The 25,564-nt window shown below is 53.9% G+C and carries 18 protein-coding genes and 3 tRNA genes; 8 read left to right on the top strand and 13 right to left on the bottom strand.

The features are described 5' to 3' along the window. The 3 genes from P2W74_RS04455 (at position 1) to P2W74_RS04445 (ending at position 327) form a co-directional block, all read left to right on the top strand. Positions 1-77 (top strand) — tRNA-Met (locus tag P2W74_RS04455). Positions 78-126: 49 nt separating this feature from the next. Beyond that, a tRNA-Met gene (locus tag P2W74_RS04450) sits at positions 127-203 on the top strand. 47 nt (positions 204-250) lie between these two features. After that, positions 251-327 (top strand) — tRNA-Met (locus P2W74_RS04445). Between the two features lie 91 nt (positions 328-418). On the opposite strand, the gene amiC is transcribed toward P2W74_RS04445, so the two are convergent. After that, the gene (gene amiC / locus P2W74_RS04440; protein ID WP_276294062.1) at positions 419-1,672 is read right to left on the bottom strand and encodes an N-acetylmuramoyl-L-alanine amidase AmiC; all 1,254 of its coding nucleotides are present in this window, start codon (positions 1,670-1,672) and stop codon (positions 419-421) included. 233 nt (positions 1,673-1,905) lie between these two features. On the opposite strand from amiC, the gene argA reads away from it, so the two are divergent. Beyond that, on the top strand, positions 1,906-3,237 hold the full coding sequence (gene argA, locus P2W74_RS04435; RefSeq protein ID WP_276294061.1) for an amino-acid N-acetyltransferase: 1,332 nt from the start codon (positions 1,906-1,908) through the stop codon (positions 3,235-3,237). Positions 3,238-3,320: 83 nt separating this feature from the next. Here the strand turns inward: argA and recD are convergent, their stop codons facing one another. The 12 genes from recD to rppH form a co-directional block, all read right to left on the bottom strand. After that, complete coding sequence (recD, locus tag P2W74_RS04430) at positions 3,321-5,165, bottom strand: exodeoxyribonuclease V subunit alpha (protein ID WP_276294060.1); 1,845 nt, start codon at positions 5,163-5,165, stop codon at positions 3,321-3,323. Then, positions 5,165-8,704, bottom strand: a complete 3,540-nt coding sequence (gene recB, locus P2W74_RS04425; RefSeq protein ID WP_276294059.1) for an exodeoxyribonuclease V subunit beta — start codon at positions 8,702-8,704, stop codon at positions 5,165-5,167. The genes recD and recB overlap by 1 nt, the downstream gene beginning before the upstream one ends. Next, on the bottom strand, positions 8,697-11,585 hold the full coding sequence (gene ptrA / locus P2W74_RS04420) for a pitrilysin (RefSeq protein ID WP_276294058.1): 2,889 nt from the start codon (positions 11,583-11,585) through the stop codon (positions 8,697-8,699). The genes recB and ptrA overlap by 8 nt, the downstream gene beginning before the upstream one ends. A gap of 178 nt (positions 11,586-11,763) precedes the next feature. Continuing rightward, the gene (gene recC / locus P2W74_RS04415) at positions 11,764-15,132 is read right to left on the bottom strand and encodes an exodeoxyribonuclease V subunit gamma (RefSeq protein WP_276294057.1); all 3,369 of its coding nucleotides are present in this window, start codon (positions 15,130-15,132) and stop codon (positions 11,764-11,766) included. Between the two features lie 12 nt (positions 15,133-15,144). Beyond that, a complete protein-coding gene (locus P2W74_RS04410; protein WP_276294056.1) occupies positions 15,145-15,468 on the bottom strand; it encodes a prepilin-type N-terminal cleavage/methylation domain-containing protein in 324 nt (107 codons plus the stop codon). Then, complete coding sequence (locus tag P2W74_RS04405; RefSeq protein WP_276294055.1) at positions 15,453-15,860, bottom strand: DUF2509 family protein; 408 nt, start codon at positions 15,858-15,860, stop codon at positions 15,453-15,455. The genes P2W74_RS04410 and P2W74_RS04405 overlap by 16 nt, the downstream gene beginning before the upstream one ends. After that, positions 15,857-16,420, bottom strand: a complete 564-nt coding sequence (locus P2W74_RS04400; protein WP_276294054.1) for a prepilin peptidase-dependent protein — start codon at positions 16,418-16,420, stop codon at positions 15,857-15,859. Before P2W74_RS04400 ends, P2W74_RS04405 begins: the two co-directional genes overlap by 4 nt. After that, positions 16,411-16,881 carry a prepilin peptidase-dependent protein gene (locus P2W74_RS04395; RefSeq protein ID WP_276294053.1) on the bottom strand — a complete coding sequence of 157 codons (471 nt, stop codon included), beginning with the start codon at positions 16,879-16,881 and terminating at the stop codon, positions 16,411-16,413. The genes P2W74_RS04400 and P2W74_RS04395 overlap by 10 nt, the downstream gene beginning before the upstream one ends. Before the next feature lie 183 nt (positions 16,882-17,064). Beyond that, on the bottom strand, positions 17,065-17,859 hold the full coding sequence (thyA, locus tag P2W74_RS04390; protein ID WP_276294052.1) for a thymidylate synthase: 795 nt from the start codon (positions 17,857-17,859) through the stop codon (positions 17,065-17,067). 6 nt (positions 17,860-17,865) lie between these two features. Further along, positions 17,866-18,741, bottom strand: a complete 876-nt coding sequence (gene lgt / locus P2W74_RS04385) for a prolipoprotein diacylglyceryl transferase (RefSeq protein WP_276294051.1) — start codon at positions 18,739-18,741, stop codon at positions 17,866-17,868. A gap of 287 nt (positions 18,742-19,028) precedes the next feature. Beyond that, positions 19,029-21,275 (bottom strand): phosphoenolpyruvate--protein phosphotransferase, encoded by a 2,247-nt coding sequence (gene ptsP / locus P2W74_RS04380; protein ID WP_276294050.1) that lies wholly within the window; start codon positions 21,273-21,275, stop codon positions 19,029-19,031. Between the two features lie 12 nt (positions 21,276-21,287). Next, positions 21,288-21,818 carry an RNA pyrophosphohydrolase gene (rppH, locus tag P2W74_RS04375; RefSeq protein WP_162381426.1) on the bottom strand — a complete coding sequence of 177 codons (531 nt, stop codon included), beginning with the start codon at positions 21,816-21,818 and terminating at the stop codon, positions 21,288-21,290. Between the two features lie 684 nt (positions 21,819-22,502). Between rppH and mutH the strand changes: the two genes are divergently transcribed. The 4 genes from mutH to P2W74_RS04355 all read left to right on the top strand — a co-directional run bounded on the left by mutH (position 22,503) and on the right by P2W74_RS04355 (position 25,510). Continuing rightward, positions 22,503-23,198 carry a DNA mismatch repair endonuclease MutH gene (gene mutH / locus P2W74_RS04370; protein ID WP_276294049.1) on the top strand — a complete coding sequence of 232 codons (696 nt, stop codon included), beginning with the start codon at positions 22,503-22,505 and terminating at the stop codon, positions 23,196-23,198. 75 nt (positions 23,199-23,273) lie between these two features. After that, positions 23,274-23,987: a TerC family protein gene (locus P2W74_RS04365; protein WP_276294048.1), complete on the top strand. Its 714-nt coding sequence runs from the start codon at positions 23,274-23,276 to the stop codon at positions 23,985-23,987. A gap of 144 nt (positions 23,988-24,131) precedes the next feature. Beyond that, positions 24,132-24,350, top strand: a complete 219-nt coding sequence (gene ygdR / locus P2W74_RS04360) for a lipoprotein YgdR (protein ID WP_042288923.1) — start codon at positions 24,132-24,134, stop codon at positions 24,348-24,350. A gap of 119 nt (positions 24,351-24,469) precedes the next feature. Next, on the top strand, positions 24,470-25,510 hold the full coding sequence (locus tag P2W74_RS04355) for an NADP(H)-dependent aldo-keto reductase (protein WP_276294047.1): 1,041 nt from the start codon (positions 24,470-24,472) through the stop codon (positions 25,508-25,510). The last annotated feature ends 54 nt before the right edge of the window (positions 25,511-25,564 follow it).

The raw sequence follows: 25,564 nt of genomic DNA, 5'->3' as shown, positions 1-25,564 counted from the left end.
CGCGGGGTGGAGCAGCCTGGTAGCTCGTCGGGCTCATAACCCGAAGGTCGTCAGTTCAAATCTGGCCCCCGCAACCAATACAATGTGAAGAAAAAGAAGTTACTTGATAGCAGAGTAACAGACGGACGCGGGGTGGAGCAGCCTGGTAGCTCGTCGGGCTCATAACCCGAAGGTCGTCGGTTCAAATCCGGCCCCCGCAACCAACACATTGTGAAGAAGAAATTACTCGATGGAAGAGTAGAAAGACGGACGCGGGGTGGAGCAGCCTGGTAGCTCGTCGGGCTCATAACCCGAAGGTCGTCGGTTCAAATCCGGCCCCCGCAACCAACAAAATTAAGCACCCTGATGGGTGTTTTTTTTGTTTCTGGCGTCTGTAAAAAAAGCATCTGTAAAAAAAGCGCTTCTCAGCGCTTTTTTATTATCCTCTTCTCGCCAGCGTCGCCCCATCGGCGAAGTAAGCTTTGATCCCCGCCAGTATCGATTCCGCCACTTCCTGCTGGAACGTCGCGGTTTTGAGCTTCCGCTCTTCCTCAACGTTACTGATAAAGGCTGTTTCAACCAGAATCGAAGGGATATCTGGCGCTTTCAAGACGGCAAACCCTGCCTGCTCTACCTGATTCTTGTGCAGGTTGTTGACCTGGCCAAGTTTCTTCAGCACCGCTTTCCCGAACTTCAGGCTGTCGGCAATGGTCAGCGATTGCACCATGTCGAACATCGTGTGATCGACGTAGCGGTCGCCGCTTTTACTGACCCCCCCGATCAAATCCGAGGCGTTCTGGGTTTGCGCCAGGTATTTTGCTGCCGTACTGGTTGCGCCTTTGGTGGAAAGGGCAAACACCGACGACCCGCTGGGCTGTCGACTGGTAAATGCATCCGCGTGAATTGAGACAAAAAGGTCGGCACGCTGTTTTTGGGCTTTCGCGACGCGCACTTTCAGCGGAATGAAGATATCTTCATTTCGCGTCATATAGACCTTCATGTTGCCTTCTTGCTCGATCAGCGCCCGCAGGCGACGGGCGATCTGCAATACCACGTCCTTTTCACGCGTCTTGTATTTGCCCACGGCACCGGAGTCTTCGCCGCCGTGCCCCGGATCAAGCATGATCACAATCGGACGATCGCGCCCCGCTTTACCCGGCTGTGGGCCGCTCTGCGCAGGCGGGACCTGTTTCTCCAGATCGCCTTTGTTGTAATCCTCAAGCAACGCCAGCAGCGGATCCTGCATGTCCTGCGCATTTGCAGGGTAAAGATCCATCACCAGGCGTTCTTTAAAGCCCGCCACCGGCGCGAGAGCAAACAGCTGCGGCTTCACGTTCTGTTTCAGTTCAAACACCATGCGCACAGTCTGCGGATCAAACTGCCCCACTCGCGCCGACTTGATGTAGGGATCATCCGGGCGGATCTGGGTTCCGATGCCTTTGAGCACGGAATTCAGGTTCACACCTTCAATATCCACCACGACGCGCTCAGGATTACTCAGGGCAAATTGCTTGTATTTCAACTCGCGGTTCGATTCCACCGTCACACGGGTGTAACTGGATGCTGGCCAAATACGAACCGCAACGACCTGGCTGACCGCAGCCAGACCGACCTGGCTTACGCTCAATAGCCACATGGCGCCCGCCCCTTGCAGTAAACGACGGCGGCTGATTGCTGGATTGGATCCCGACATGCTTCTCCCGAGCAAAACAAATCTAACGGTGCTGATTTACAAAACGTCTGAATTGACCGGAAACTTTAGCGAATGACGCATAATCTGTCATCTATAAAACGGTAAACTTTCTTTTTATATTCACGGTATTACTGATAAATACCTTCGACTGCAGGCAAATTTGCACTTGCGCCCGGAGAAAAAACAGAATAAAAATACACTTAATACGAATAATCATGCAAAGAGGGTGTGCCGTGGTGAAGGAACGTAGAACCGAACTGGTACAGGGATTCCGCCATTCTGTTCCCTATATCAATACCCATCGGGGGAAAACGTTTGTCATTATGCTGGGCGGCGAAGCCATCGAGCATGATAATTTCTCCAGTATCGTCAATGACATCGGGCTTCTGCACAGCCTCGGCATTCGCCTGGTGGTCGTGTATGGCGCACGTCCGCAAATCGATGCGAACCTGGCCGCACACCATCATGAGCCGGTGTACCACAAAAATACGCGTGTGACGGACGCCAAAACCCTGGAGCTGGTCAAGCAGGCGGCTGGCACATTACAGCTGGATATCACCGCACGTCTGTCGATGAGCCTCAATAACACGCCGCTACAGGGCGCGCACATCAACGTGGTCAGCGGCAACTTTATCATCGCACAGCCACTGGGCGTTGATGATGGTGTCGATTACTGCCACAGCGGACGTATCCGTCGTATTGATGAAGAGGCGATTCACCGCCAGCTCGACAACGGCGCGATTGTCCTGATGGGACCGGTCGCCGTCTCTGTCACCGGTGAAAGTTTTAACCTGACCTCAGAAGAGATAGCCACCCAGCTCGCCATCAAACTGAAGGCGGAGAAAATGATTGGCTTTTGCTCCTCACAAGGGGTTACCAACGACGATGGCGACATTGTTTCTGAACTGTTCCCGAATGAAGCGCAGGCCCGCGTAGAAGCACAGGAAGAGAAAGAGGATTACAACTCCGGCACCGTGCGTTTCCTGCGCGGTGCGGTGAAAGCCTGTCGCAGCGGTGTACGTCGCTGCCATTTGATCAGCTATCAGGAAGATGGCGCACTGTTACAGGAATTGTTCTCGCGTGACGGTATCGGCACGCAGATCGTGATGGAAAGCGCCGAACAAATCCGCCGCGCCACCATTAATGATATTGGCGGAATTCTCGAGCTTATCAGCCCACTGGAACAGCAAGGGATTCTGGTGCGCCGTTCCCGTGAACAGCTGGAGATGGAGATCGACAAATTCACCATTATTCAGCGTGATAACCTGACCATCGCCTGCGCGGCGCTGTATCCTTTCCCGGAAGAGAAGATCGGCGAAATGGCCTGCGTGGCGGTGCATCCGGATTATCGCAGTTCATCGCGGGGAGAGGTCCTGCTGGAGCGGATTGCCGCGCAGGCCAGACAAATCGGGCTTAGCAAGCTGTTTGTGCTGACCACGCGGAGCATTCACTGGTTTCAGGAGCGTGGCTTTACGCCGGTGGATATCGACCTGCTCCCCGAGAGCAAAAAAGAGATGTACAACTATCAGCGCCGTTCAAAAGTGTTGATGGCGGATTTGGGGTAGCGGCTTAATACGTTGCCGGTCTGATAAAACAGTTTCGCGTCGCCATCAGGCACATTGCCGGATGGCGCTAACGCTTATCCGGCCTACAAATCCTGCTGCGCAATACCCTCGTTAAACAAGGCCGTCAGCCCGCTACGACGCTCGGTTCGGGTCGCGATTGCACCATTCAACACCCGCTCATCGGTATACAGCGACAGGCGACGGCGCGCACGGGTAACCGCGGTATACACCAGTTCGCGCGTCACAACCGGCGTACGCTGTGTAGGGAGAATGAGCGCCGCATGATCAAACTCCGAACCCTGAGATTTATGCACCGTCATCGCCCAGGTCGTTTCATGTTCCGGTAGACGGCTCGGTTGTACGGACTTAATAGCGCCGTCCGGCATCGTAAACCAGACTCGCAGCCCCTGGCCGCGATCGAGCGCAATGCCGATATCGCCGTTAAATAATCCCAACGCGCTGTCGTTTCGCGCAATCATTACCGGCCGCCCTTCATACCAGCGCGAGTGCGCATTCGTGGCAATTTTGCGTTTTTCCCGCATCACGTGTTCGATACGTTCATTCAGTCCGTTAACGCCAAATGGCCCTTCGCGCAGCGCGCACAGCAGCTGGTAATCATTGAACGCCTGAATGATGGAATCGGGTTCGGCCCCCGCCCGCAGCAGATCAAGATACCGCCCGTACCCAGCCACGGCCTCATCCAGCATCGCTGCGTAATCTTCACGGCTCATCAGCGTCCGTTTTTCAATGTCGCTAAATCCTTGCTGGAAGACCGCCTTAACTGCAGATTTATCGCCGCGATTAATGGCAGCAGCCAGTTGGCCAATGCCGGAATCACTGCCAAAACGGTAGCTTTTTTGCAGCAAACAAAGGCTGTCGCGCAGTGAAGCGGCGGCATCTGTTTCTGCTCCAGCCGAAACCTGGCATCCGGTAAGCCGACTGAGCTGCTGCGCACGTGCAGGCGTAAAGCCGTCCTTCACACAGGCACAGATATCCCCCAACACAGCGCCCGCCTCAACGGATGCAAGCTGGTCACGATCGCCCAGAAAAATGACCCGCCCGTGCGTCGGCAATGCTTCGATTAGGCGCGACATCATTGGCAGGTCAATCATTGATGCTTCATCAACCACCAGCACATCCAGATGCAGCGGGTTGCCCGCATGGTGACGCAGACGCTGACTGCCAGGCTGCGCGCCTAACAGTCGATGCAGGGTGCTGGCGTCATCCGGGATCCGTTTTTTTTGCTCATCGGTAAGCGGTAATTGACGTAATGCTTTCCCCAGCGATTCCGTCAGTCGCGCCGCCGCTTTGCCCGTGGGCGCCGCCAACCGGATACGACAGCGTTCACCGTCAGCCATCTGAATCAACGCCGCCAGCAGCTTTGCCACGGTCGTCGTTTTGCCCGTCCCCGGACCACCGGAAATCACCGAGATACGACGGGTCAACGCCACGGCAGCCGCCACTTTTTGCCAGTTGATTTCATCGGTGGGTGGGAAAAGCGCATCAAGCGTCTGGGTTAGCTGCTGCTCATCCAGTTCAATGGCCTGATTCACCTCGCTAAAGAAGCGCGCTACCGTACGTTCATTACGCCACATTCGGTTCAGATAGAGGCGATCGTCGTGCAAAATGAGCGGCGTTGGTCGTTCGCCACGGCTCACCGCGGCAGACGTTAACAGGCGTTGCGTCCAGTCGATGCGCTCTGGCGCTTCGTTGAGCCATGTCAGCAACAGCGGATGCGCGTCTTCCGTGATGGTCAGCCGTGAAAGCGGCAGACAGACGTGGCCTTCCCCCGCATCACGACTGAGCAACGCCGCCGCCAGCGTCACTGCCGGATCGTCATTGCCGGCAACCGCCAGCGCAAACTGCGCATCCAGCGGTCTTAGCTGCTTTTGGTCTACCGCATCCAGTAAGCGTTTCTGGATTGTCATTACGCCTCCTCCCGTACCGCGCCTGCAAACATCTCGTCCATCTGCGCAATTAATTCGCTGTCCGGACGAGTCGCGTAAATGCCTTGCTGTGGTTGTTCGCTATCCACGCCGCGCAGGAAGAGATAGATAACGCCGCCGAAATGGCGCTCGTAGTCGTAGTCCGCGATGCGATGGCGCAAATACCGATGCAGGGCCAGCGTATACAACTGATATTGCAGGTCGTAACGGTGCGCCTGCATCGCCGAAGCCATCGCCTGTTGGGTGTAGGCGGCACTGTCCTCACCCAGCCAGTTAGATTTGTAATCGAGCAGGTAGTAACGCCCTTCATGGCGAAACACCAGATCAATAAACCCTTTCAACATGCCGCGCACCTGCATGAAGTCCAGCGGCGGGCACCCGGCAGAGAGCGGATCGTATTGACGAATGAGTGCATCCAGTTGACTGGCATTCAGCGGCTGGGCTATCGGCAGATAAAACTCCATCTCTACCTGTTTGTCGCGATCGGAGAGATGACGAAGACTCACGCCAGTATCGTTAAGCGGTGCCTGTAAGACGGCCTCCAGCCACGCGGTCAAAACCGGTTCCCAGTGTGCGTCGAAACCTCCCAGCGCCAGTTTTCCTTCTACCCAGTCGGCATCAACAGACTGAGTAAAATCGAGATCTTCAAACAAGCTGTGCAGGAAGGTGCCCGGCGATGCGCCGCGCGGAAACTGATGTGGGGTTAACCCCGGCTCAACCGTCACCTCAGCGACACCAGCGGCATCAACATCAAGGCGAGGGATTAAGTCCTGAGCAACACTGTGACCCCGTTGCTGTAAGCCGGAATAACTGGTTACCCGCCAGCTATCGCCCAGGGAGCGTTGTAACACTTTCGCACTCAGTTCGGCGCGGGCGGCTTGCGCCGTCTGCCAGCGTTCGGTGTCCGGCGCGCCCGTTATTTGCAGGGCGATATCTTCACCACACAACGATTCAATGCACGCGCGAAGCCCGGCGGCATCTTTCGGTTCACCTTTTTGCAGCAGACGGCCCAGTGCGCTCTGGTGCACATCCGTCTCGCCTTTTTTATCACTACGGCGGCGCACCAGCGGTGCAACACCAAGACTGCAATGCCATACGGAACGGGTCAGCGCAACATAGAGCAAGCGGAGATCTTCCGCCAGCCGTTCGGCTTCCGCCAGTTCAATGCTCTCGTCCGCTTCGCTGAGATCCAGTACCGCTTCAAAGGAGCGGCGATCGTGATAATAGGCCTGATCCTGAATACGGAAATGGCTAATAAAGGGCAGCCAGACCAGCGGATACTCCAGCCCTTTCGATTTATGAATGGTGACGATTTGCACCAAATGCTTATCGCTTTCCAGACGCATTTGCTGGCTGGAGGCATTGCTGTCGGGTTCCAGAATATGCTGCGAAAGCCAGCGTACCAGCGCATGTTCGCTCTCCAGTTGCGATCCCGCTTCCTGCAAAAGTTCGCTGATGTGCAGAATATCAGTGAGACGGCGCTCGCCTCCCGCTGTCGCCAGCAGGTTTTCCGCAATGTTTCTCTGCGACATCAGCGCGCGCAACATGGGCATCACACCGCGTTTGCGCCAGATCTGACGGTAGCCGTCAAACTCCTCCACAACCGCGTCCCAGGCGTTCTCGTCATTATTAAGTCTGTCGATGTCCTGCGCATTGAGACCCATCATCGAGGCGGCAAGCGCGCTGCGCAGCGTGTTTTCGCGCTCAGGCGTCATCACCGCCTGTAAAATCCACAGCAGCTCTTGCGCTTCAAGGGTGTCAAAAACGCTGTCGCGGTTAGAGAGATACACAGACGGGATATCTAATTGCGTCAGCGCATCACGAATTTGAGCGGCTTCCTGACGACTGCGCACCAGTACGCTGATATCCGAAGCGCGAACGGGTCGCGAGGTTTTGCCGCGGTTCAGCAGCGCCTGACCCGAATGCCCCGCTTTCAGCCAGTCACGGATTTGCGCGGCGCAAACGTGCGCCATGGTGCTTTGGTAGTCGCCAATACCACAACTCTCACCGTCCATTAACCACATGCGCATGGCGGGTTGCGTTTCGCCGTTCAACACAAATTGCAGCGCCTGATTTTTATCGGCGGACTTCACCGGCGTAAACGGGATCTCACGAAACATGAAGGCGTCATCCATCTGACCAAACAGCGTATTGACGCTGTTGACCATGCCCGGCGCAGAACGCCAGTTCGTGTCGAGCGTATAGTGCGCCGTCACCTCGCTGCGCGCCTTCATATAGGTGAAGATATCCGCGCCGCGAAACGCGTAAATCGCCTGTTTTGGATCGCCAATCAGCAGCAGCGCCGTCTCCGGTTGTTGCTGCCAGATGCGGCGAAAAATACGGTACTGTTGCGGATCGGTATCCTGAAATTCATCGATCATCGCCACCGGAAAACGACCGCGAATGGCCGATGCCAACGCCTCGCCGCTTTCACTTCGCAGCGCCGCATCGAGGCGGCTGAGCATGTCATCAAAGCCTAACTCTCCCCGGCGCTGCTTTTCCCGGGCGACAGTTTCCCGAATCTCCGCCAGCGCCCGGGTGATCACCAGATCGCGAATCGTCAGCGGCTCTGCAAGGAGTTCGTCAATTGCCACAAACAGTGCGTGCTCAGGCGTCACGCCGCCCGCTTTGGTTCGCTCTTCTAAAAAGCGCTGCGAGAATTTCTCCAACGCTTCAGGTAGCTGATAAGTCTGCGTTTCCGCCTGCGCCCATGCGGTAATCTTCTCGATCCATTTTGCCTGGTTGCCACGGTTGAACTTTCTGCGATCGATGCCTGACGATTCGATCAGCGCGTCAATGTCAGCAACCGTTTCGCACCATTGCTGCTTGATCCGGGTGATTCGTGCCAGAATCTGCGCATGGCGCGATGCCAGCGTCTCTTCGTCTGACGGAGGGGCTTTAATCACCGGAGCTTCACCCTGCAGGTAGCGGTCAATATCTTTTAGCAGCGCCTGCGGGCCTTTCCATGTTTCAAAGACAACCTGGGCAATTTCACGCGGGAGTGGGTAACAGTGACGACGCCAAAAGTCCGCACAGGCTTGATAACGCAGAAGGGATTCGTCTTCGATAAGCTGTTGCTCGAACAACATCCCCGACTCAAACGCATTCAGACTCAGCATGCGCTGGCAAAAACCGTGAATGGTGAAAACCGCAGCTTCATCCATCTGCCGTTCGGCCAACAATAACCACTGTGCGGCCTGCTTTTTATCGTTAATTTCGTCTAACAGGCGGGCATAGAGCGGGTTATCGGTCGATTCCCGCAGACAGGCAATGCGCAATTCATGGATATTACTGCGGATTCGACCGCGTAGCTCTTCGGTGGCGGCCTCGGTAAAGGTCACCACCAATAACTCTTCTACGGTTAACGGACGGGGAAAGGCGGCAGAACCGCCCAGTCCAAGTAGCAGACGCAGATAGAGCGCTGCGATAGTAAAGGTTTTGCCAGTGCCTGCGGACGCTTCAATCAGGCGCTCGCCCGTGAGGGGCAAGCGTAGAGGATCAAGAGACTCAGCATCATTCATTCTTTTCACTCATCAGGGGCAAGGTTTGCTGCAACGCGCTGACGGTCTGCCACACTTTCCCGCCTTCCAGGGTCGCATATTCTGCTTTCCCGTTCTGGCTTCCGGAAATCTGTGACAGTATCGCCATGCCTTGCGGCTCTACCACCGCCTGATGGAAGAAGTCGGCAAGTTTTTGCGGCGTCAGCAGTTTAATCTGAGCCACGATTTTATCACGCGAATCGAAGTGCATATTACTTCGATCGAAATCTTTGCTTAACTGCGAGGCTTCCGCGCCCAGCGTTTGCGGCGCTTCTAACATTTGCGCAATGACCGCCTGCTGAATTTGTGCAAACTCGGCCGGTTTCATTGCCCGCAGCTTCGCTTCCGCCGTCGGGAAAAAGGCTTTATAGCGCTCCCAGAGATACGCCGGCTGTTTGTCGCTGCTTTGCAGCAGGAAACCCATCCCCCACTGGCGACCCACGTTCATCGGAAAAGCAAACACCGCATAGCCTAACTGCTCTTCGGTACGCAGTTGGTTGTAGAACCATGGCTGAACGATTTGCCCCAACATGGCGCTGTACGCAGTACTGGTGTGTTCATCGTATCCCGCAGGTACAAACACCGCCGCCAGCGCAGAATCCGTACTGCTGCCCGCTTTTTCAAAAATGACCGACTGTTTTTTATCTACCAGTACGTCTTTGTTGCGACACCATTCTGAACCCTTCGCGCCCAGCTGTTTCTGGATATCCTGCGCCATGGTTTTTGCCTGCGTTTCACTCATGTTGCCGATGACCAGAAACTCCGGACGGGCTCCCACTTTTAACGCATCGCGATACGCCATAACCTCTTCCAGGGTGATTGATGGCAACAACTTACGGCGTTCATCACGTGAGAAGTAAGGCACCTGAGAAATCATCTGCACGGGCATAATGGCCTGATCGTAGGCTTTACCTTTCTCGGCAGAATCCATCATCTGCGCATACCAGGACTTCGCCTGTTCCAGCTGCTCTTGTGTTGCAGAGTAGCTGAAGTAGCCTTCCAGCAACGCCTGGAAAAGCTGCGGCAAACGCTGGGTGTAACCATTGGCGTTCAGCATCAACCCATTATTGGCATTAGTCGAAAACCCTATCCCGCCCACGGCGGCCTGATTGCTTAACTGATCAAGCGCAATGCCTGCCAGATAATCATTCAGCGCAAACATCACCTGATTTCTGGCGCTGTCCATGGCTTTTGGATTACGCAGCACCACGCTCACATCGGCTTTTGGCTCACTGGCAAAGTAACGGCTCGGCGCATACACCACGCGCAAATCCGGTTTATCGATGATCAATTCCGGATGCGCATATTGCTTCTCGCTCTTAATCAACGAGAAGTCATCAGGAATGTAGGGGTTGAGTTCCGGCAGAGAGAGCGAAATCGCCTGTGCTTTTTGCTGCCACTGGGCAAAGGTTTTGTCGTCGATTTTGTTGACCTGATAAGGAGCATCAACAAAGTAGGCGGTTTTGTTATGTGGCTCATTCGGGCTGATGTACCAGACGCGGGCATTCTGCGGCGTCATCATCGCCAGACGGGCTTTTACCGCATCAGCGTCATACTGATCGGCGATGTTAACCGCATCCAGAGTATGGTCGACGGGCACGCGAATCATGGTGTCAGCCAGCCATTCCACATAATCCATATCACGCGTGATGGACGGATAACGGAAATCGAGATCCAGTACGTGCGCCAGCTCATCAAAGTAGCGTTTATCCACGCCTTTTTCGCGTAACAGATTGAGATAGCTAAAGATGGTCGCGACAACTTCATCACGATTCGCCAGACCTTTGTCGGTAAGCGTGGCTGAAATGGCCAGTACGCCGCTGTTACCGTTGACAACAGGATCGGAATCCGCGCGAATACCTTCCACCAGTCCTTGCTTCTGCAACCAGTCAGAGAGGGTGCCGGGGCTACGATTGCCAATCAGATAGGTCACCAGTTCGTCGGTTTTGCTACGGAACTGAGCGCTGTTGTTGTCGATACGAAACTCGACGCGCAGCACTTTACGCGGCAGCGCAGGCACATAATGGATGATGACCCCTTTTTGCGCGTCAGTGACCACCGGTACCGTGATTTCGGGTTTTACGGTATTTTTGTTCGGTACCCGACCGTAGGTATCGGCAGCAATACGCGCCAGCTCTGGCAACGGTTTATTGCTATAAATCACCGCCTTCATCAGGTTGGCTGAATAGTATTTCTCATGAAACTCCTGCAAAGCCTGCAGCACCGGCTTACCGGGTTTGTCGCTTAATGTTTGCAGATTCCCGCCAGAAAAACGTGAACCGGGGTGCGCTGGGTTAATGGTTTCCGCACTCACTTGCGCCATACGCATACCATCTCGCGTCCGCGCCAGTGTCAGTTCAGCGTTAACGGCATTGCGTTCGCGTTCGGCATATTTTTTATCCAGCAGAGGCGCTGCGATGGCATCGGCCAGGCGATCCACCGCCCCCACCAGCGCATCGTTTTCAACTTCCAGATAGAACGCGGTGCGATAAGGCGCGGTGCTGGCATTGTGGCTGCCGCCGTGCATCTTGAGGAATTCAGACAGACTGTCTGCCTGCGGATATTTTTTCGAGCCCATCAGACTCATGTGCTCAAGGTAATGCGCCAGCCCCTGATGCGCTTCCGGATCTTCCAGCGATCCCACAGGAACCACTAATGCAGAAAGCGACTTTACGGCTTGCGGATCGGATACCAGCAATACCACCATGCCATTATCCAGGCGCACGGCCTGATACTGGCGGGTGTCTTTATCGCTTTTACGGATGGTTTCTGCCAAAGGCTGCCAACCTGTATCTGCCTGACTTAAAGGTGCCCAAAGGGCGACAAACAACAATAACGCGCTGAACCAGGTGCTGCGGGGCATTCACGAACCTCATCATTAACTTTCATTCCTGCTCGTACCCAACACCGCGAGGATGTCTGATTGAACAGGGCAAAGACTTTGTGCTGAACCCGTCAGCCTCTCTTTATGTAAAAATCAGTCCGTGACAGAGAGCGCATCATAGTAGAAGACACTCAGTTGCGCAATTTTTATACAATCATCAAGACTGATTAAAACGAAATAGCGGTAATAAATAGTGCTGCGACGTATGGATAATGGCTTCCATAGTGTCTGGCTCCAGATGACGCCACAGGCGCTGATACCAGATGTCATCCCCTTCGCCACGCACCATCACGTTGCCTTCGTACGCCTGCAGGAATTTAGCCCGGGCTTTTTGCAGCGTGTCATCGTCATCTACCATGGCATCATTTGCCGCGTCGTAACAAGTTTTTATCCATGCGCCACCGCTTTCAGGTAGCACAAAGAGCGGGGAAGACATGCCTTCCCGATAACCGTCAATTAACTGCGCCAGGTAACCCTGCGCCTGCTCGATATCCATCGGCGGAAAACGCCATTCCCCTTCTTTACGCAGGAATAAACGACTTTCTCCGGTTCCCCCGCACGCACAATAGACAAGATGTTCCAGCCAAAGTTGCATCCCCTGAGCAACGCTGATTAATGATGGACGCCAACGCAACAACCCATCCTCCTGCACTTGCGGTAGCCAACCGGTCAGGTGTACGCCGTTACAGATGAGATCGATTTCCATGCTCTGACATGGCTGGCGACAGGCGATGACCCTTTCCGCAAGCCCTTGCATTTCCTGATGTTGCGTATCCCAGAGGATCTCGCCAAACGCGCCATAGGGCAGATCGCCTGCAGCACGGAATCGGCGAAACAGGCGTTCTGCGTCCTCCTGCTGCACAAGGGCATTAAGCAACTGCTGATTAAGCTGATAACGACTTAACCCCTCGAGGGTGAACGGCTCGGTTTCAGGAATATCGCTCTCTTCGGAGCGAAAATTCACCTGCAGGCGCATCTGGAAAAACGCGCGCACCGGATGCGCCCAGAACCGCTGCAGCGCTTCCAGTGTAAGTGTTTCAGGCATGACAAAGGGGATAGGCTGTACAAAATTCACATGTGCCTCCCCAGACTGATTTGCCGCTGGCAGCCATTCACGGGCATAACTTTGCCACTCACCAGGCTGATAGTTTTGCGCATCAAAAGGCATACGGGTATGCAGGTGGACGATGTGCGCTTTTACACGCGCCTCGCTCTCATCAGAGGTCAGTAACGCATCGCCAGGCAAATAGTGACTTTGACCGATGTAATCCATCAGTTCCTGAACCAGCACTGACGGGAATCGTTCGCTGTTATCCTGAATGGAACGCCCGATGTAGCTGATGTAGAGCGTCTGCTGCGCGGAGATCAGCGCCTCCAGAAACAGGTAGCGATCGTCATCACGGCGACTGCGATCCCCGCGCTTCGGTTTCTGACTCATCAGATCAAAACCGAGAGGTGCCAGCTGTCGGGGGTATACCCCATCGTTCATACCGAGCAGGCACACCACCTTGAAAGGAATAGAACGCATCGGCATGAGCGTACAGATATTCACCGGCCCGGCGAGAAAACGCTGGCTGATGCGTTCTTGATCTAGCCGTTGCGCCAGCTCATCGCGTAGCAGAGTCAGCGGTACCGCTTCGGCATACTCAGCGCCGACACCCTCGGAAATAATTGCCTGCCACTGTTGCTCAATGAGCGTCATTGCGGCTTCCGTTTCAGTGTCTGGCAGGAAAAAATCATTCAGCATGTTGCGGCAAACCGGCAGCCAGGCGTCCAGGGGACGTTCCTGCGCCAGCTCCCGACGCCAGATATTCAAATGCATCAGTAACGAGGCCAGATGACCGACCAGCTCGGCAATCAAACCGCTGGATTCGTCATACGGAAGCACCGACTGCCACTCTCCCTGCGCGCTTTCCATAGCGTATCCCAGCAACATGCGCGTCAAACCAAATTGCCAGGTATGCTGGCCGGTGGCGGGTAGCGCTAACTCGCGGACGTTGTCATCATCAATCCCCCAACGAATTCCCGACTCATTAACCCACAAGCGAAGATAACGCAGCCCTTCTTCATTGATGTTAAAACGGGCAGCCAGAACAGGAACATCCAGCAATGCCAATACATCTTCAGAGACAAAGCGGCTGTCTGGTAACGAAAGCAAACTGATAAATGCCTGCAGAACCGGGTGCGACTGACGGGCGCGACGATCCGAAATGGCATAAGGCAGATAGCGTTCAGCAGGCGCGCTGCCGAACACCGACTGAATAAACGGACTGTAGCTGTCGATATCCGCCACCATGACAATAATGTCTCGTGGCGTCAGCGTGGGGTCTGCTTCCAGCATGGTAAGCAGTCGGTCATGCAATATTTCAACTTCTCGTTGCGGACTGTGGCAGACGTGAAAGCTCACGCTGTTGTCGTTCGGGTCGAGCCGTCGTTTGTTGTCGCTACGGGAATACTCTTCAAGATTCACCCCTGCCACTGCTTTACTTTCTAACTCAAGGATGTCTGACTGAATGTTATGCAGCAGATTGTCCGGCGTGATATCAACGAACGCATCCAGCTCCTGCGCGCTGTCCAGTTCGGAAAGCAGATAAATATAATCCCGCCCCAGTTTTCCCCATGACGCTAACAGGGGATTCCCCACATCCTGTTCGCCGTCGCTGTTAAATAATCCCTCAGCGTTTTGGCCGTCGCGAAATAGCGGCAAATGGCGGTCTTCAAAACTGTGGCGGCGCTGGCGAGCGATCAGCTTTGCCAGATATGCCGGATCTTTGATATCGCCCCAGTAGTAGCGACACGGGTTGGTAAACAGCAGGTGGATTTCGATATGTTTACCCAGCGCCTGTAGCGCCTGGAGATAAACGGGCGGCAATGCCGAAATGCCACAAATAAAAACCCGTGAGGGCAGTCCCGCTGGACAGGTTGTCGCGTTTTCCAGCGTCTGAATAAAACGCTGATAGAGATTGGCACGATGCCAGCGGGGCTGCCCCAGTTCCTCTGTGTAATTGACAAGCGCCTTCCACAGAGGCGCTTGCCAGATTTGAGCTTCTCCCAACCCCTCCACTAAACGCCCCGCCTCCCAGTGCGTGAGCCAGTCCGGACGGTAGACCAGATACTGGTCAAACAGGTCTGCAGCGCGAGAAGAAAGCTGAAACAGCTTACGTTTGTCTGTGTCGTCAATCAGGTAGTGGCGCAGTAGGGTAAAATCATCCTGATGCAGCAGTTGCGGCAGCAAGGTCATCAACTTCCAGCTCATGCTTTGCTTGCTAAAGGCGCTTTCTTTGGGGATCTCCGGCAGTACGCGCACGAACATATCCCAGATAAAACTCGCAGGTAGCGGAAAATCAATATTGGCGGCAATGCCAAATTTCTGTGAAAGGGTCATCTGTAGCCACTGCGCCATACCGGTGCTCTGCACCAGTATCATCTCCGGCTCAAACGGATCGTCCAGACGCTCGCGCTCGACGATAAATTCCATCAACGCTTCCAGCACGTCCAGACGATTGGAGTGGTAGACCCTTAACATAGAAACTCCTGGCTACTGACTTGTTGGGCAATGTAGGCGCGTCATTTGGCCTTGCCTGCCCAGGGGAGAAATAATTTTACTCCTGATGCTGACACATCCCGCCGAGGTTGTCTGCATTCGGCTGACCTGCCAGTTCTCAGGCGGTGAAAATGAACGCAGCGCCGTTTGCTGCCAGGCGTTTCGCCAAAGCTGCTGATACTGATTTTTGACGGCAAAGCCGTTCATTAACTCGCGCTGATAACCTGACAACGCGGTAACGACCATCACCATTAAAAGCAGCGCCAGCATCACTTCCGGCAAGCTAAAACCACGTTGCGCATTCAGGGTATCTGACATAGCAATGCCTTGTTTAATGGACAAAAATCGCTCCACCCCTGCGGGGAAAAGACCAGACGTCCCTCCACGACGTTTCCAAGACGCCAAAGGGAAACACCCTCATATTGTGCAATCAGCAAGAGTTCATCATCAGAAAGCACACGCAGACACACGCGAGCCTCCGTTGACGAATACGCCCGACACTGCACTGCAGGTTGGAGCAGCCAGGGCTGTACCCGCCCCCACTCCATCGCTGACTGCACAACGGCCTGGCGTTGTAATGACTGACGTTCCATCGCGACACGGTTCGTGAAACTCACCTGCTGTTGATTCATCCCCTGGAGCATCAAACTCCCCAGAATCAACAGCAATAGCACCATTGCCAGCGACGATATGCCCTGCTCACGATTCACTGATTGAACCCCGTGACGCTGTAATCGGCCTCAATGGCTATCCGGGGCTCCGATTTAGTCGCCCCCCGAAGATGGACGGTGAAGATTGGCGAAAACCCCGCTATTTTCTGGCGTTCAACCTGAAATGTCGTTATCAGGAGAGTCTCAGGGTCAGTCATTTTATCCCACCCTTTACCTTCGCATGACGTCGCCCCGCGCAATGTTTCCAACGCCTTGTCTTTTAGGCGGAATCCTGTTTGTTCCGCGTCTTTAACCGGTAACGCATCCCAGACGCCGTTATTGTTTGCATCCCACTGCGCAATGACGCAGTCCCCTTGCGCGGTAATCACCAGCCCAACACCTGCGCATTGTCCATGGCAGTATCCCGCTCGCTGTAGATGCTTTGCCACGGTATAGACGCGTTGCCAGACTTCATCCTCCAGCGAAAGCTTGCGCGTGTTGTACAAAATCTCACGCTGCAACGCAGGTAAAAACTTTGCGGCACCCATCAGTAAAATGCTGCTTATCGCCATTGCTATCATCACTTCCAGGAGGGAAAAACCCCGCTCGTTTACCGGCATACATCCCCTTCATCGCGCTCGCAAAGTCGGATCCGCCCCATCCCGGAGACGATCACTCGCCACTCGCCTGCGGCATTTCTCAGATAGATATGCCCAGCCCACGCGGTATTTCGTAAACCGAAAAATGCCAGCGACGGTGTTATCTCCGCCATCTCGACATCGGCCCATAACGGCGTAAAGACGAAAGAGCTCCTGGATGAGCAGGTGCTTTGTGGGACAACCGAACTGATAAAACACCATGACGTCCCTTCCCTGTTGATGCTGATGACATGGTCCCGGTTATGCCAATTGGCGTCCTCACGCAGTTGCAGCAAGTAGTCGCGCACCTGAAAGGCGGTTTGCCACAGGCGTTGCTGTTGCTGCCAACGCTGCCAGCCATACAGGCCCGTAGCGCTAAGGACGGCAATCAGGATCATCGCCACCATCATTTCAATAAGCGTGTAACCCAGCTGTTTTTTCATGGCGGCAGTATGGAACGATGAGAAATAAACACGAGGGGAGAATTCAGACTGTGCGAGACGCTACGAGGGGTGTTTACGCTGTTGCAGTACGTTGCAACGTTTCGGGAATCCGCGCCGAACCAGGGAAATTAGCGCAAAAAAAACCGACGCACGTTGGCGTCGGTTATGACAGGATTGCCGTCGTCAGATGGCTACCGGCGCTTTAATGCCCGGATGCGGATCGTAGCCTTCAATCTCGAAGTCTTCGAAACGATAATCGAAGAGAGAGTCCGGCTTACGCTTAATCACCAGCTTCGGCAACGCACGCGGTTCGCGGCTCAGCTGCAGATGCGTCTGTTCCATATGATTGCTGTACAAATGCGTATCCCCGCCCGTCCAGACAAAGTCACCGACCTCAAGGTCGCACTGCTGCGCCATCATATGCACCAGCAACGCATAGCTGGCGATGTTGAACGGCAGGCCGAGGAAAACATCGCAGGAGCGTTGATAAAGCTGACAAGAGAGCTTGCCATCCGCAACGTAAAACTGGAAGAAAGCATGGCACGGCGCCAGCGCCATTTTATCCAGTTCGCCCACGTTCCACGCAGAAACAATTATACGGCGGGAATCCGGGTCGTTTTTCAACTGGTTAAGCGCGGTAGTGATTTGGTCGATATGGCGGCCATCTGGCGTTGGCCACGCACGCCATTGCTTGCCGTAAACCGGACCTAAATTACCGTTTTCGTCAGCCCACTCGTCCCAGATTGAGACATTGTTTTCATGCAGGTACGCAACATTGGTGTCGCCCTGTAAGAACCACAGCAGTTCATGGATGATAGAGCGCAAATGGCAGCGTTTCGTCGTAACCAGCGGAAATCCTTCCTGCAGATTGAAACGCATCTGATGGCCAAAAATGGACAGCGTTCCGGTACCTGTACGGTCGTTTTTCTGTGTGCCTTCATCCAGCACTTTTTGCATCAGTTCTAAATACTGTTTCATGGTTCCTCAGGAAACGTGTTGCTGTGGGCTGCGACGGTACGCCCAAACCATCATGATGATACCCGCGACAATCATTGGGATAGAGAGGATCTGCCCCATGCTGATGTACTGTACCCAGGTGCCAGTAAACTGTTGGTCCGGTTGGCGGAAAAATTCAACGATGATACGAAACGCACCATAGCCAATCAGGAATAAGCCAGAAACTGCGCCCATCGGACGCGGTTTACGAATGAACAGGTTAAGGATGATAAACAGCACAATCCCTTCCAGTACCATCTCATAAAGCTGGGAAGCATGGCGCGGCAACGCGCCGTAGGTATCGAAAATGGACTGCCACTGCGGGTTGGTTTGCAGCAGCAAAATATCTTCTGTACGGGATCCCGGGAACAACATGGCATACGGGAAGTTAGGGTCGACACGTCCCCACAGTTCACCGTTGATAAAGTTACCCAGACGCCCCGCGCCCAGACCAAACGGAATCAGCGGTGCAATAAAGTCAGAAACCTGGAAGAAGCTGCGCTTCGTACGTCTGGCGAAGATAATCATCACCAAAATCACGCCGATAAGACCGCCGTGGAAGGACATACCGCCATCCCAGACGCGGAACAGATAAAGCGGATTATCAAGGAAAAGAGGGAAGTTGTAGAACAACACGTAGCCGATACGCCCACCGAGGAACACCCCGAGGAAGCCTGCATAAAGTAAGTTTTCAACTTCGTTTTTAGTCCAGCCACTACCCGGGCGATTAGCACGGCGAGTCGCCAGCCACATCGCGAAAATAAACCCCACCAAATACATCATGCCGTACCAGTGAAGTGCAACGGGGCCAATTGAGAAAATGACCGGATCGAATTCCGGAAAATGCAGATAGCTACTGGTCATCTGTCACCACAATTTCTTGTTATTTCGCTGAAATCAGACAGCGATTGATAAGCGCGCCTGAAGGTTACAGGCGCTCCAAAGGTGCGAATAATAGCACAAGGGGTGCATCGGAGATGCCGGGAAGATGTAAAAGATCTGTATAGGCTATCAATGACATATCCTGGAATGCCTGATGGCGCAGCGCTTATCAGGCCTACAGACTAAGCGCAATCCCGTGAGAACGCCGCAATGTGTAGGCCGGAAAAATCGATTTTGCCGCCATCCGGCAATCAAGGGCAGAGTGCCTGTCACAGTCCCCCGCGAATTAAGCCTCCCATCCCGCGACGTTCCATAAATGCCGCCACCTGATGACGTACTTCGGTCGCCAGTTGCGCTTCCAGGCTACGTTGCGCAAGGGTTTGCGCTTCGTCAAAATCGATATGCCGCAACAGATATTTCACACGTGCGACCGAACGACCGTTCATCGACAGATGCCGGAAGCCCAAACCAATCAGGATAACGACGCACATGGGATCGCCCGCCATTTCGCCGCACAGACGCAGATCGATACCGTTTTTTTCCGCTTCCTGGGCGATCATCGCCAATGCGCGTAACATCCCTGGATGCAGACTGTCATAAATATTGGCAACCCGGGTGTTGTTACGATCGACCGCCAGAATATACTGGGTTAAATCGTTGGTCCCCACCGAGATAAAGTCGACCCGATTCGCCAGGTGCGGCAGCATGAACACCATCGAAGGCACTTCCAGCATGATGCCAATGCGCGGTTTCGGGATCGCGTATCCGATCATCTCTTCCACTTCGCGTCCGGCACGTTCAATCAGGCGGCGCGCTTCATCCACTTCATCAATGCTGGTCACCATCGGCAGCAAAATGCTCAAATTACCGGTCGCCGCATTGGCACGCAGCATGGCGCGAACCTGGATCAAAAAGATCTCGGGCTGATCGAGCGTTATGCGGATCCCGCGCCAGCCCAGGCACGGATTTTCTTCGCTGATCGGCATGTAGGGCAATTGCTTATCCGCTCCGACATCCAGCGTGCGTAGCGTCACCGGTTTGTCGTTGAACATCTGCAGCATGCCCTGATACTGCGCAACCTGCTCTTCTTCCGAGGGGAAACCGCTTTGCAGCATGAAGGGGATCTCGGTGCGATATAGCCCGATGCCGTCAATCCGACTGCCCAGTTTTTCTTCATGCGCCGGACTCAGACCGGCGTTGAGCATGATCTTCACCCGCTCGCCGCTTTTCAGTTGCGCGGGGAGATTAACGTCATCTTCCGCCAGGCGGCTCAGCTCGATCTCTTCACTGATAAGGCGCTGATATTCCTGAATCAATACAGGTTCAGGATCCACCAACAATTCACCGCGATAGCCATCAACCACCAGCGTACGGCGGTGCAAAACTGACGGTTGAATATCCGCGCCCATGACGGTCGGAATGCCGAGCGCACGCACCATTATCGCCGCATGCGAGTTGGCCGCGCCGTCACGCACCACGACGCCAACCAGCCTGTCCTGAGGCAGTTCGGCCAGCGTCGTTGCGGAAAGCTCGTCGGCCACCAGCACAAAGCGTTCAGGCCAGGCGTTGGGTCCCTGAATGGAATCATCGAGGTGGAACAGCAGTCGCTGACCGAGCGCACGTAAATCGCCAGCGCGTTCCTTGAGATACACATCGGTTAATGCGGCAAACTGTTCGGCAAACTTCTCGATGATCTTTTTGACGGCCCACTCAGCGACCGATCCATTGTCGACCTCGGCGAACAGTTCCCGACGCAGTCGGGCATCCGAAAGCAGATGCGAGTAAAGATCGAAGATAGCCGCCGTCTCTTTCTGCGCGCCAGCTGCGAAACGCTTGCTGTAACGGCGGAATTCATTTGCCGCTTCTTCGAGCGCCCCGGTCAGTCGTTCTCGCTCAAGCGCCGCATCCAGCGTCGAGGCTTCATAGACCTGCTCCATCAGCGGCAACGTTGCATCCTGCCAGCCTTCAGCAATCGCCACCCCAGGTGCTGCGGGCAGCGCGCGAATTCGTGTCTGTCGGTATTGACCAAACAGAGCGGTTAGCTGGGACTGGGAAAGAATGGCTGCCATTTGTGTGGCAAGCGTCACCAGGAAAGACTCTTCACTTTCATCGTACTGACGCAGCTCACGCTGCTGTACGACCAGCACGCCTAAAAGTTGCCGACGCTGAATGATCGGCACACCTAAAAACGCGCGGAAGCGCTCTTCTTTCACGGAAGGAATATATTTAAAGCTGGGGTGTTTTTGCGCATCAGCAAGGTTGATCGGTTCCGCCAGCCTGCCTACCAGGCCGACGATACCTTCATCAAACGCGAGCGCGACTGTGCGACCTCGTGGTTTTTTTAGCCCCCGGGTCGCCATCAGGTAATAACAACGTCGGTCATGGTCGGCGAGATATACCGAACAGACCTCTGTGTCCATCGCAAGACAGATGTCAGTGACCAGAATATTAAGCGCCTCATTGAGACGCGGGGCACTGGCCACCTTTTCGACTATTTCTCGCAGGCGGGTGAGCATAATTTGCGTGGCTTAACCTCTTTTACGTCGATAAGCAGGTGCACTTTGCGGCTTAGGGGTACTTTCCTGAAGCGCCATCACAACACTTGCGAACTCTTTCATCACCCTGCGGTAGACATCGCGTTTAAATGATACCACCTGTCGGACCGGATACCAGTAACTCACCCAGCGCCAACCATCAAACTCAGGAGTGCTGCTGGTTTGCATATTGATTTCCGCGTCACCGCTCATCAGTTGCAGTAGAAACCATTTCTGTTTCTGGCCGATACACACCGGCTTCGTATCCCAACGCACCAAACGTTTCGGTAACTTGTAACGCAACCAGTTGCGAGTAGAGGCAAGGATCCGCACATCTTTGCGGCTTAACCCTACCTCTTCAAACAGTTCCCGGTACATCGCCTGTTCTGCTGATTCTCCTGGATTGATTCCACCTTGCGGGAATTGCCAGGAGTGCTGACCAAACCGCCGGGCCCACATAACCTGCCCCTGACGATTACAAATTACGATCCCTACATTTGGGCGGTAGCCATCGTCATCAATCACCGGACTACCTCAACATAAACCTTATATATAAACGATTGTTTCACACTACAGGGAGACGGTAAACCACTCTCTTAACCGCACACATTTCTAATAACAATTGAATAACTCACAGTTAAGGACCGAGTTATAAACAGAGGGAGGGACTTGCAGGCGATTTTATTCACCTTTTCTGTGGATATAGTTGTGAAGAAGTATGGAATTACCACGGGAAAACCCGGAACAGTCTGAATGGGACTCTGAAAACCGTGAAAAAATAGCCGCGTATATTCATTGAGTTAACTGTCATATTCGCTACTCAGAGCATAGAATCGTGATGGACATCACATCCAGGATCATCGGACTGATGAAAGATCGACCAGCGTCGGTTTTATCCACAGATTGTGCCAATAAGTTAGGCACAATTTGTGTGAAAATTCGATTTTCGTCTCACGTCAAGGCTGTAAATTGAAACAGTAGTGAGGGTTTTGCACAGTTATCCCATCTTTCTGTGGATAACATGGTGTAAGATCCTGTTTATTTTCAGTGACCAGAATTGGAAAACTCATTTCGCCGTTGCGCAACTCGTCGATCAGCAAACTAAAAATCAATATAAATCATGAGATTGAACATAGCGTGTGGAAAAAGATAAACTCTGTTCACACGGTATAAAATCATTGTTCATTTTTTCACCTAAGGGATAACCCGATGTCCGGACTCCGCCCATTACTTTCACCGCCCGAATCCGAGGCGCTGTTGCTGGCCCAGGCACAGCGGCTTTCAGGCTACACATTGGGTGAACTGGCAGCGCTGGCAGGGATCGTGACGCCGAAGGATCTGAAACGGGACAAAGGCTGGATCGGCGTACTGCTGGAGATTTGGCTTGGCGCCAGCGCAGGCAGTAAGCCAGAGCAAGATTTCGCGGCATTAGGGGTGGAACTGAAAACCATCCCGGTGGATAGTCAGGGACGACCTCTTGAGACCACCTTCGTGTGTGTTGCGCCATTGACCGGAAACAGCGGCGTGACATGGGAGACAAGCCACGTCCGCCACAAATTAAAGCGGGTGCTGTGGATACCCGTTGAGGGCGAGCGCTCCATCCCGCTGGCAGAGCGTCACGTCGGTTCGCCGCTGCTCTGGAGCCCAAATGAAGAAGAAGAGCAGCAATTACGTCTCGACTGGGAAGAGTTAATGGACATGATCGTGCTGGGTCAGGTTGAGCGGATCACCGCCCGCCATGGCGAATTTTTACAACTGCGGCCAAAGGCCGCCAACGCCAAAGCGCTGACAGAGGCCATTGGCGCGCAGGGCCAGGGAATCCTGACGTTACCGCGTGGTTTTTACCTGAAAAAAAGCTTCACTCGCCCACTTCTGGAACGCCATTTTTTAATACAGGGCGATTAGGCACGCCATGGCCTTTCCCCTGCCGCGTTAGACGCATATAATCACCGCTTCATTTTTTTTGCAGGACTTTGTTCGATGTTATTTGCATGGATATACGATCCTAACGCCTGGCTTGCGCTCGGTACGCTGACGATTCTGGAGATCGTTCTCGGGATCGACAACATCATTTTCCTTTCTCTGGTCGTCGCAAAACTCCCGACAGCGCAACGCAGTCACGCCCGTCGTCTTGGGCTGGCGGGCGCCATGTTGATGCGTTTAGGTTTACTGGCGTCAATTTCCTGGGTAATCAGTCTGACTAATCCGCTGTTTGAGGTGATGGGTCAAGCCATTTCCGCACGCGATCTCATTCTGTTTCTGGGGGGCTTGTTCCTTATCTGGAAAGCCAGCAAAGAGATCCATGAATCGATTGAGGGTGAAGAGGAGGGGCTTAAAACCCGCGTGAGTTCCTTCCTGGGCGCCATTGTGCAGATCATGATGCTGGACATTATCTTCAGCCTGGATTCGGTGATCACCGCAGTAGGCCTTTCCGATCATCTGTTCATTATGATGACGGCGGTCATCATTTCTGTTGGCGTGATGATGTTTGCCGCGCGCTCAATCGGTGATTTTGTCGATCGTCACCCTTCGGTGAAAATGCTGGCGCTCGCCTTCCTGATTCTGGTGGGCTTCACCCTGATTCTGGAAAGCTTCGAGATACATGTGCCTAAAGGGTACATTTATTTCGCCATGTTCTTCTCTATTGCCGTAGAGACCCTGAATCTGCTGCGTAATAAAAAGAATCCACTCTGATTGACACCTTCGCTCCTCTTCGGAGGAGCGAAGACTCACTTCCCTCTCCGATCCTCACAGTTTCAGATTTTCCTGCTTTCGCCAGGCATAACTTCGCGTTATTACTAGACTATTACCAGACTCAAGCCACGCGAGGATAAATGGATGAAAAAATGGGCAGTAGTGATTTCCGCTGTAGGACTGGCTTTTGCTGTATCTGGATGTAGCAGTGATTATGTCATGGCAACGAAAGATGGCCGCATGATCCTGACCGACGGCAAACCAGAAATTGATGACGATACCGGTCTGGTGAGCTATCACGATCAGCAGGGCAACGCCATGCAGATTAACCGTGATGATGTCTCCCAGATTATCGAGCGCTAACATACCTCCCCGAGATTGAGGTCAGCCTCCTGCTGGCCTTTAGAATTTTCGCTTCCCCTTTTCCCTTCCCTCTGCCATTTTTATAGTCCTTATGTCGTAATAATAAAAAGGAAACGGCTATGCAATATCACCGTATACCCCACAGCTCGCTTGAAATAAGTACACTGGGGCTGGGCACAATGACGTTTGGTGAACAAAATAGCGAAGCCGACGCACATGCACAGCTCGACTATGCCGTGGCTAACGGCATCAATTTGATTGACGTTGCCGAGATGTATCCGGTGCCGCCTCGTCCGGAAACTCAGGGATTAACAGAAACTTATGTGGGTAACTGGCTCACCAGACACGGCAGCCGCGAGAAACTGATCGTCGCCACCAAAGTCAGCGGTCCAGCGCGTAACAATGACAACAGCATTCGCCCCCATCAGGCACTGGATCGTAAAAATATCCGCGAGGCGTTGCACGGCAGCCTCAAGCGTCTACAGACCGATTATATCGATTTATACCAGGTTCACTGGCCGCAGCGTCCGACCAACTGCTTCGGAAAACTGGGTTATAGCTGGACGGATTCCGCGCCGGTTATTTCACTGCTAGACACCCTGGAAGCGCTGACCGAATTCCAGCGGGCGGGTAAAATTCGCTATATCGGCGTTTCCAACGAAACGGCCTTCGGCGTGATGCGTTATCTGCATCTGGCGGATAAACACGATCTGCCGCGCATCGTCACCATCCAGAATCCTTACAGCCTGATCAACCGCAGCTTTGAAGTCGGACTGGCGGAAGTCAGTCAGTACGAAGGGGTGGAACTGCTGGCCTATTCCTGCCTGGGATTTGGAACGCTGAGCGGAAAATATCTGAATGGCGCAAAACCGGCTGGCGCACGTCATACACTGTTTAGCCGCTTTACGCGCTACAGCGGCGAGCAGACGCAAAAAGCCGTCGCGGCGTATGTCGATATCGCAAAACGCCATAACCTCGATCCGGCGCAGATGGCGCTGGCCTTTGTCCGTCGTCAGCCGTTTGTCGCCAGTACCTTGCTGGGCGCAACGACTCTCGATCAGTTGAAAACCAACATAGAGAGCCTGCATCTTGAATTAACGGAAGAGGTGCTGGCAGAGATTGAAGCGGTGCATCAGGTTTATACCTACCCGGCACCGTGATGGAGAGAACCTGATCGCGCTACGCGGATCGGGCCGACACACGCATGATGTGTT

The organism is Citrobacter enshiensis, from assembly GCF_029338175.1.
In the GTDB taxonomy this organism is placed as follows: domain Bacteria; phylum Pseudomonadota; class Gammaproteobacteria; order Enterobacterales; family Enterobacteriaceae; genus Citrobacter_D; species Citrobacter_D enshiensis.
Note: the sequence above shows the minus strand (reverse complement) of the source record. Positions and strands in the feature narration are given on the sequence as shown.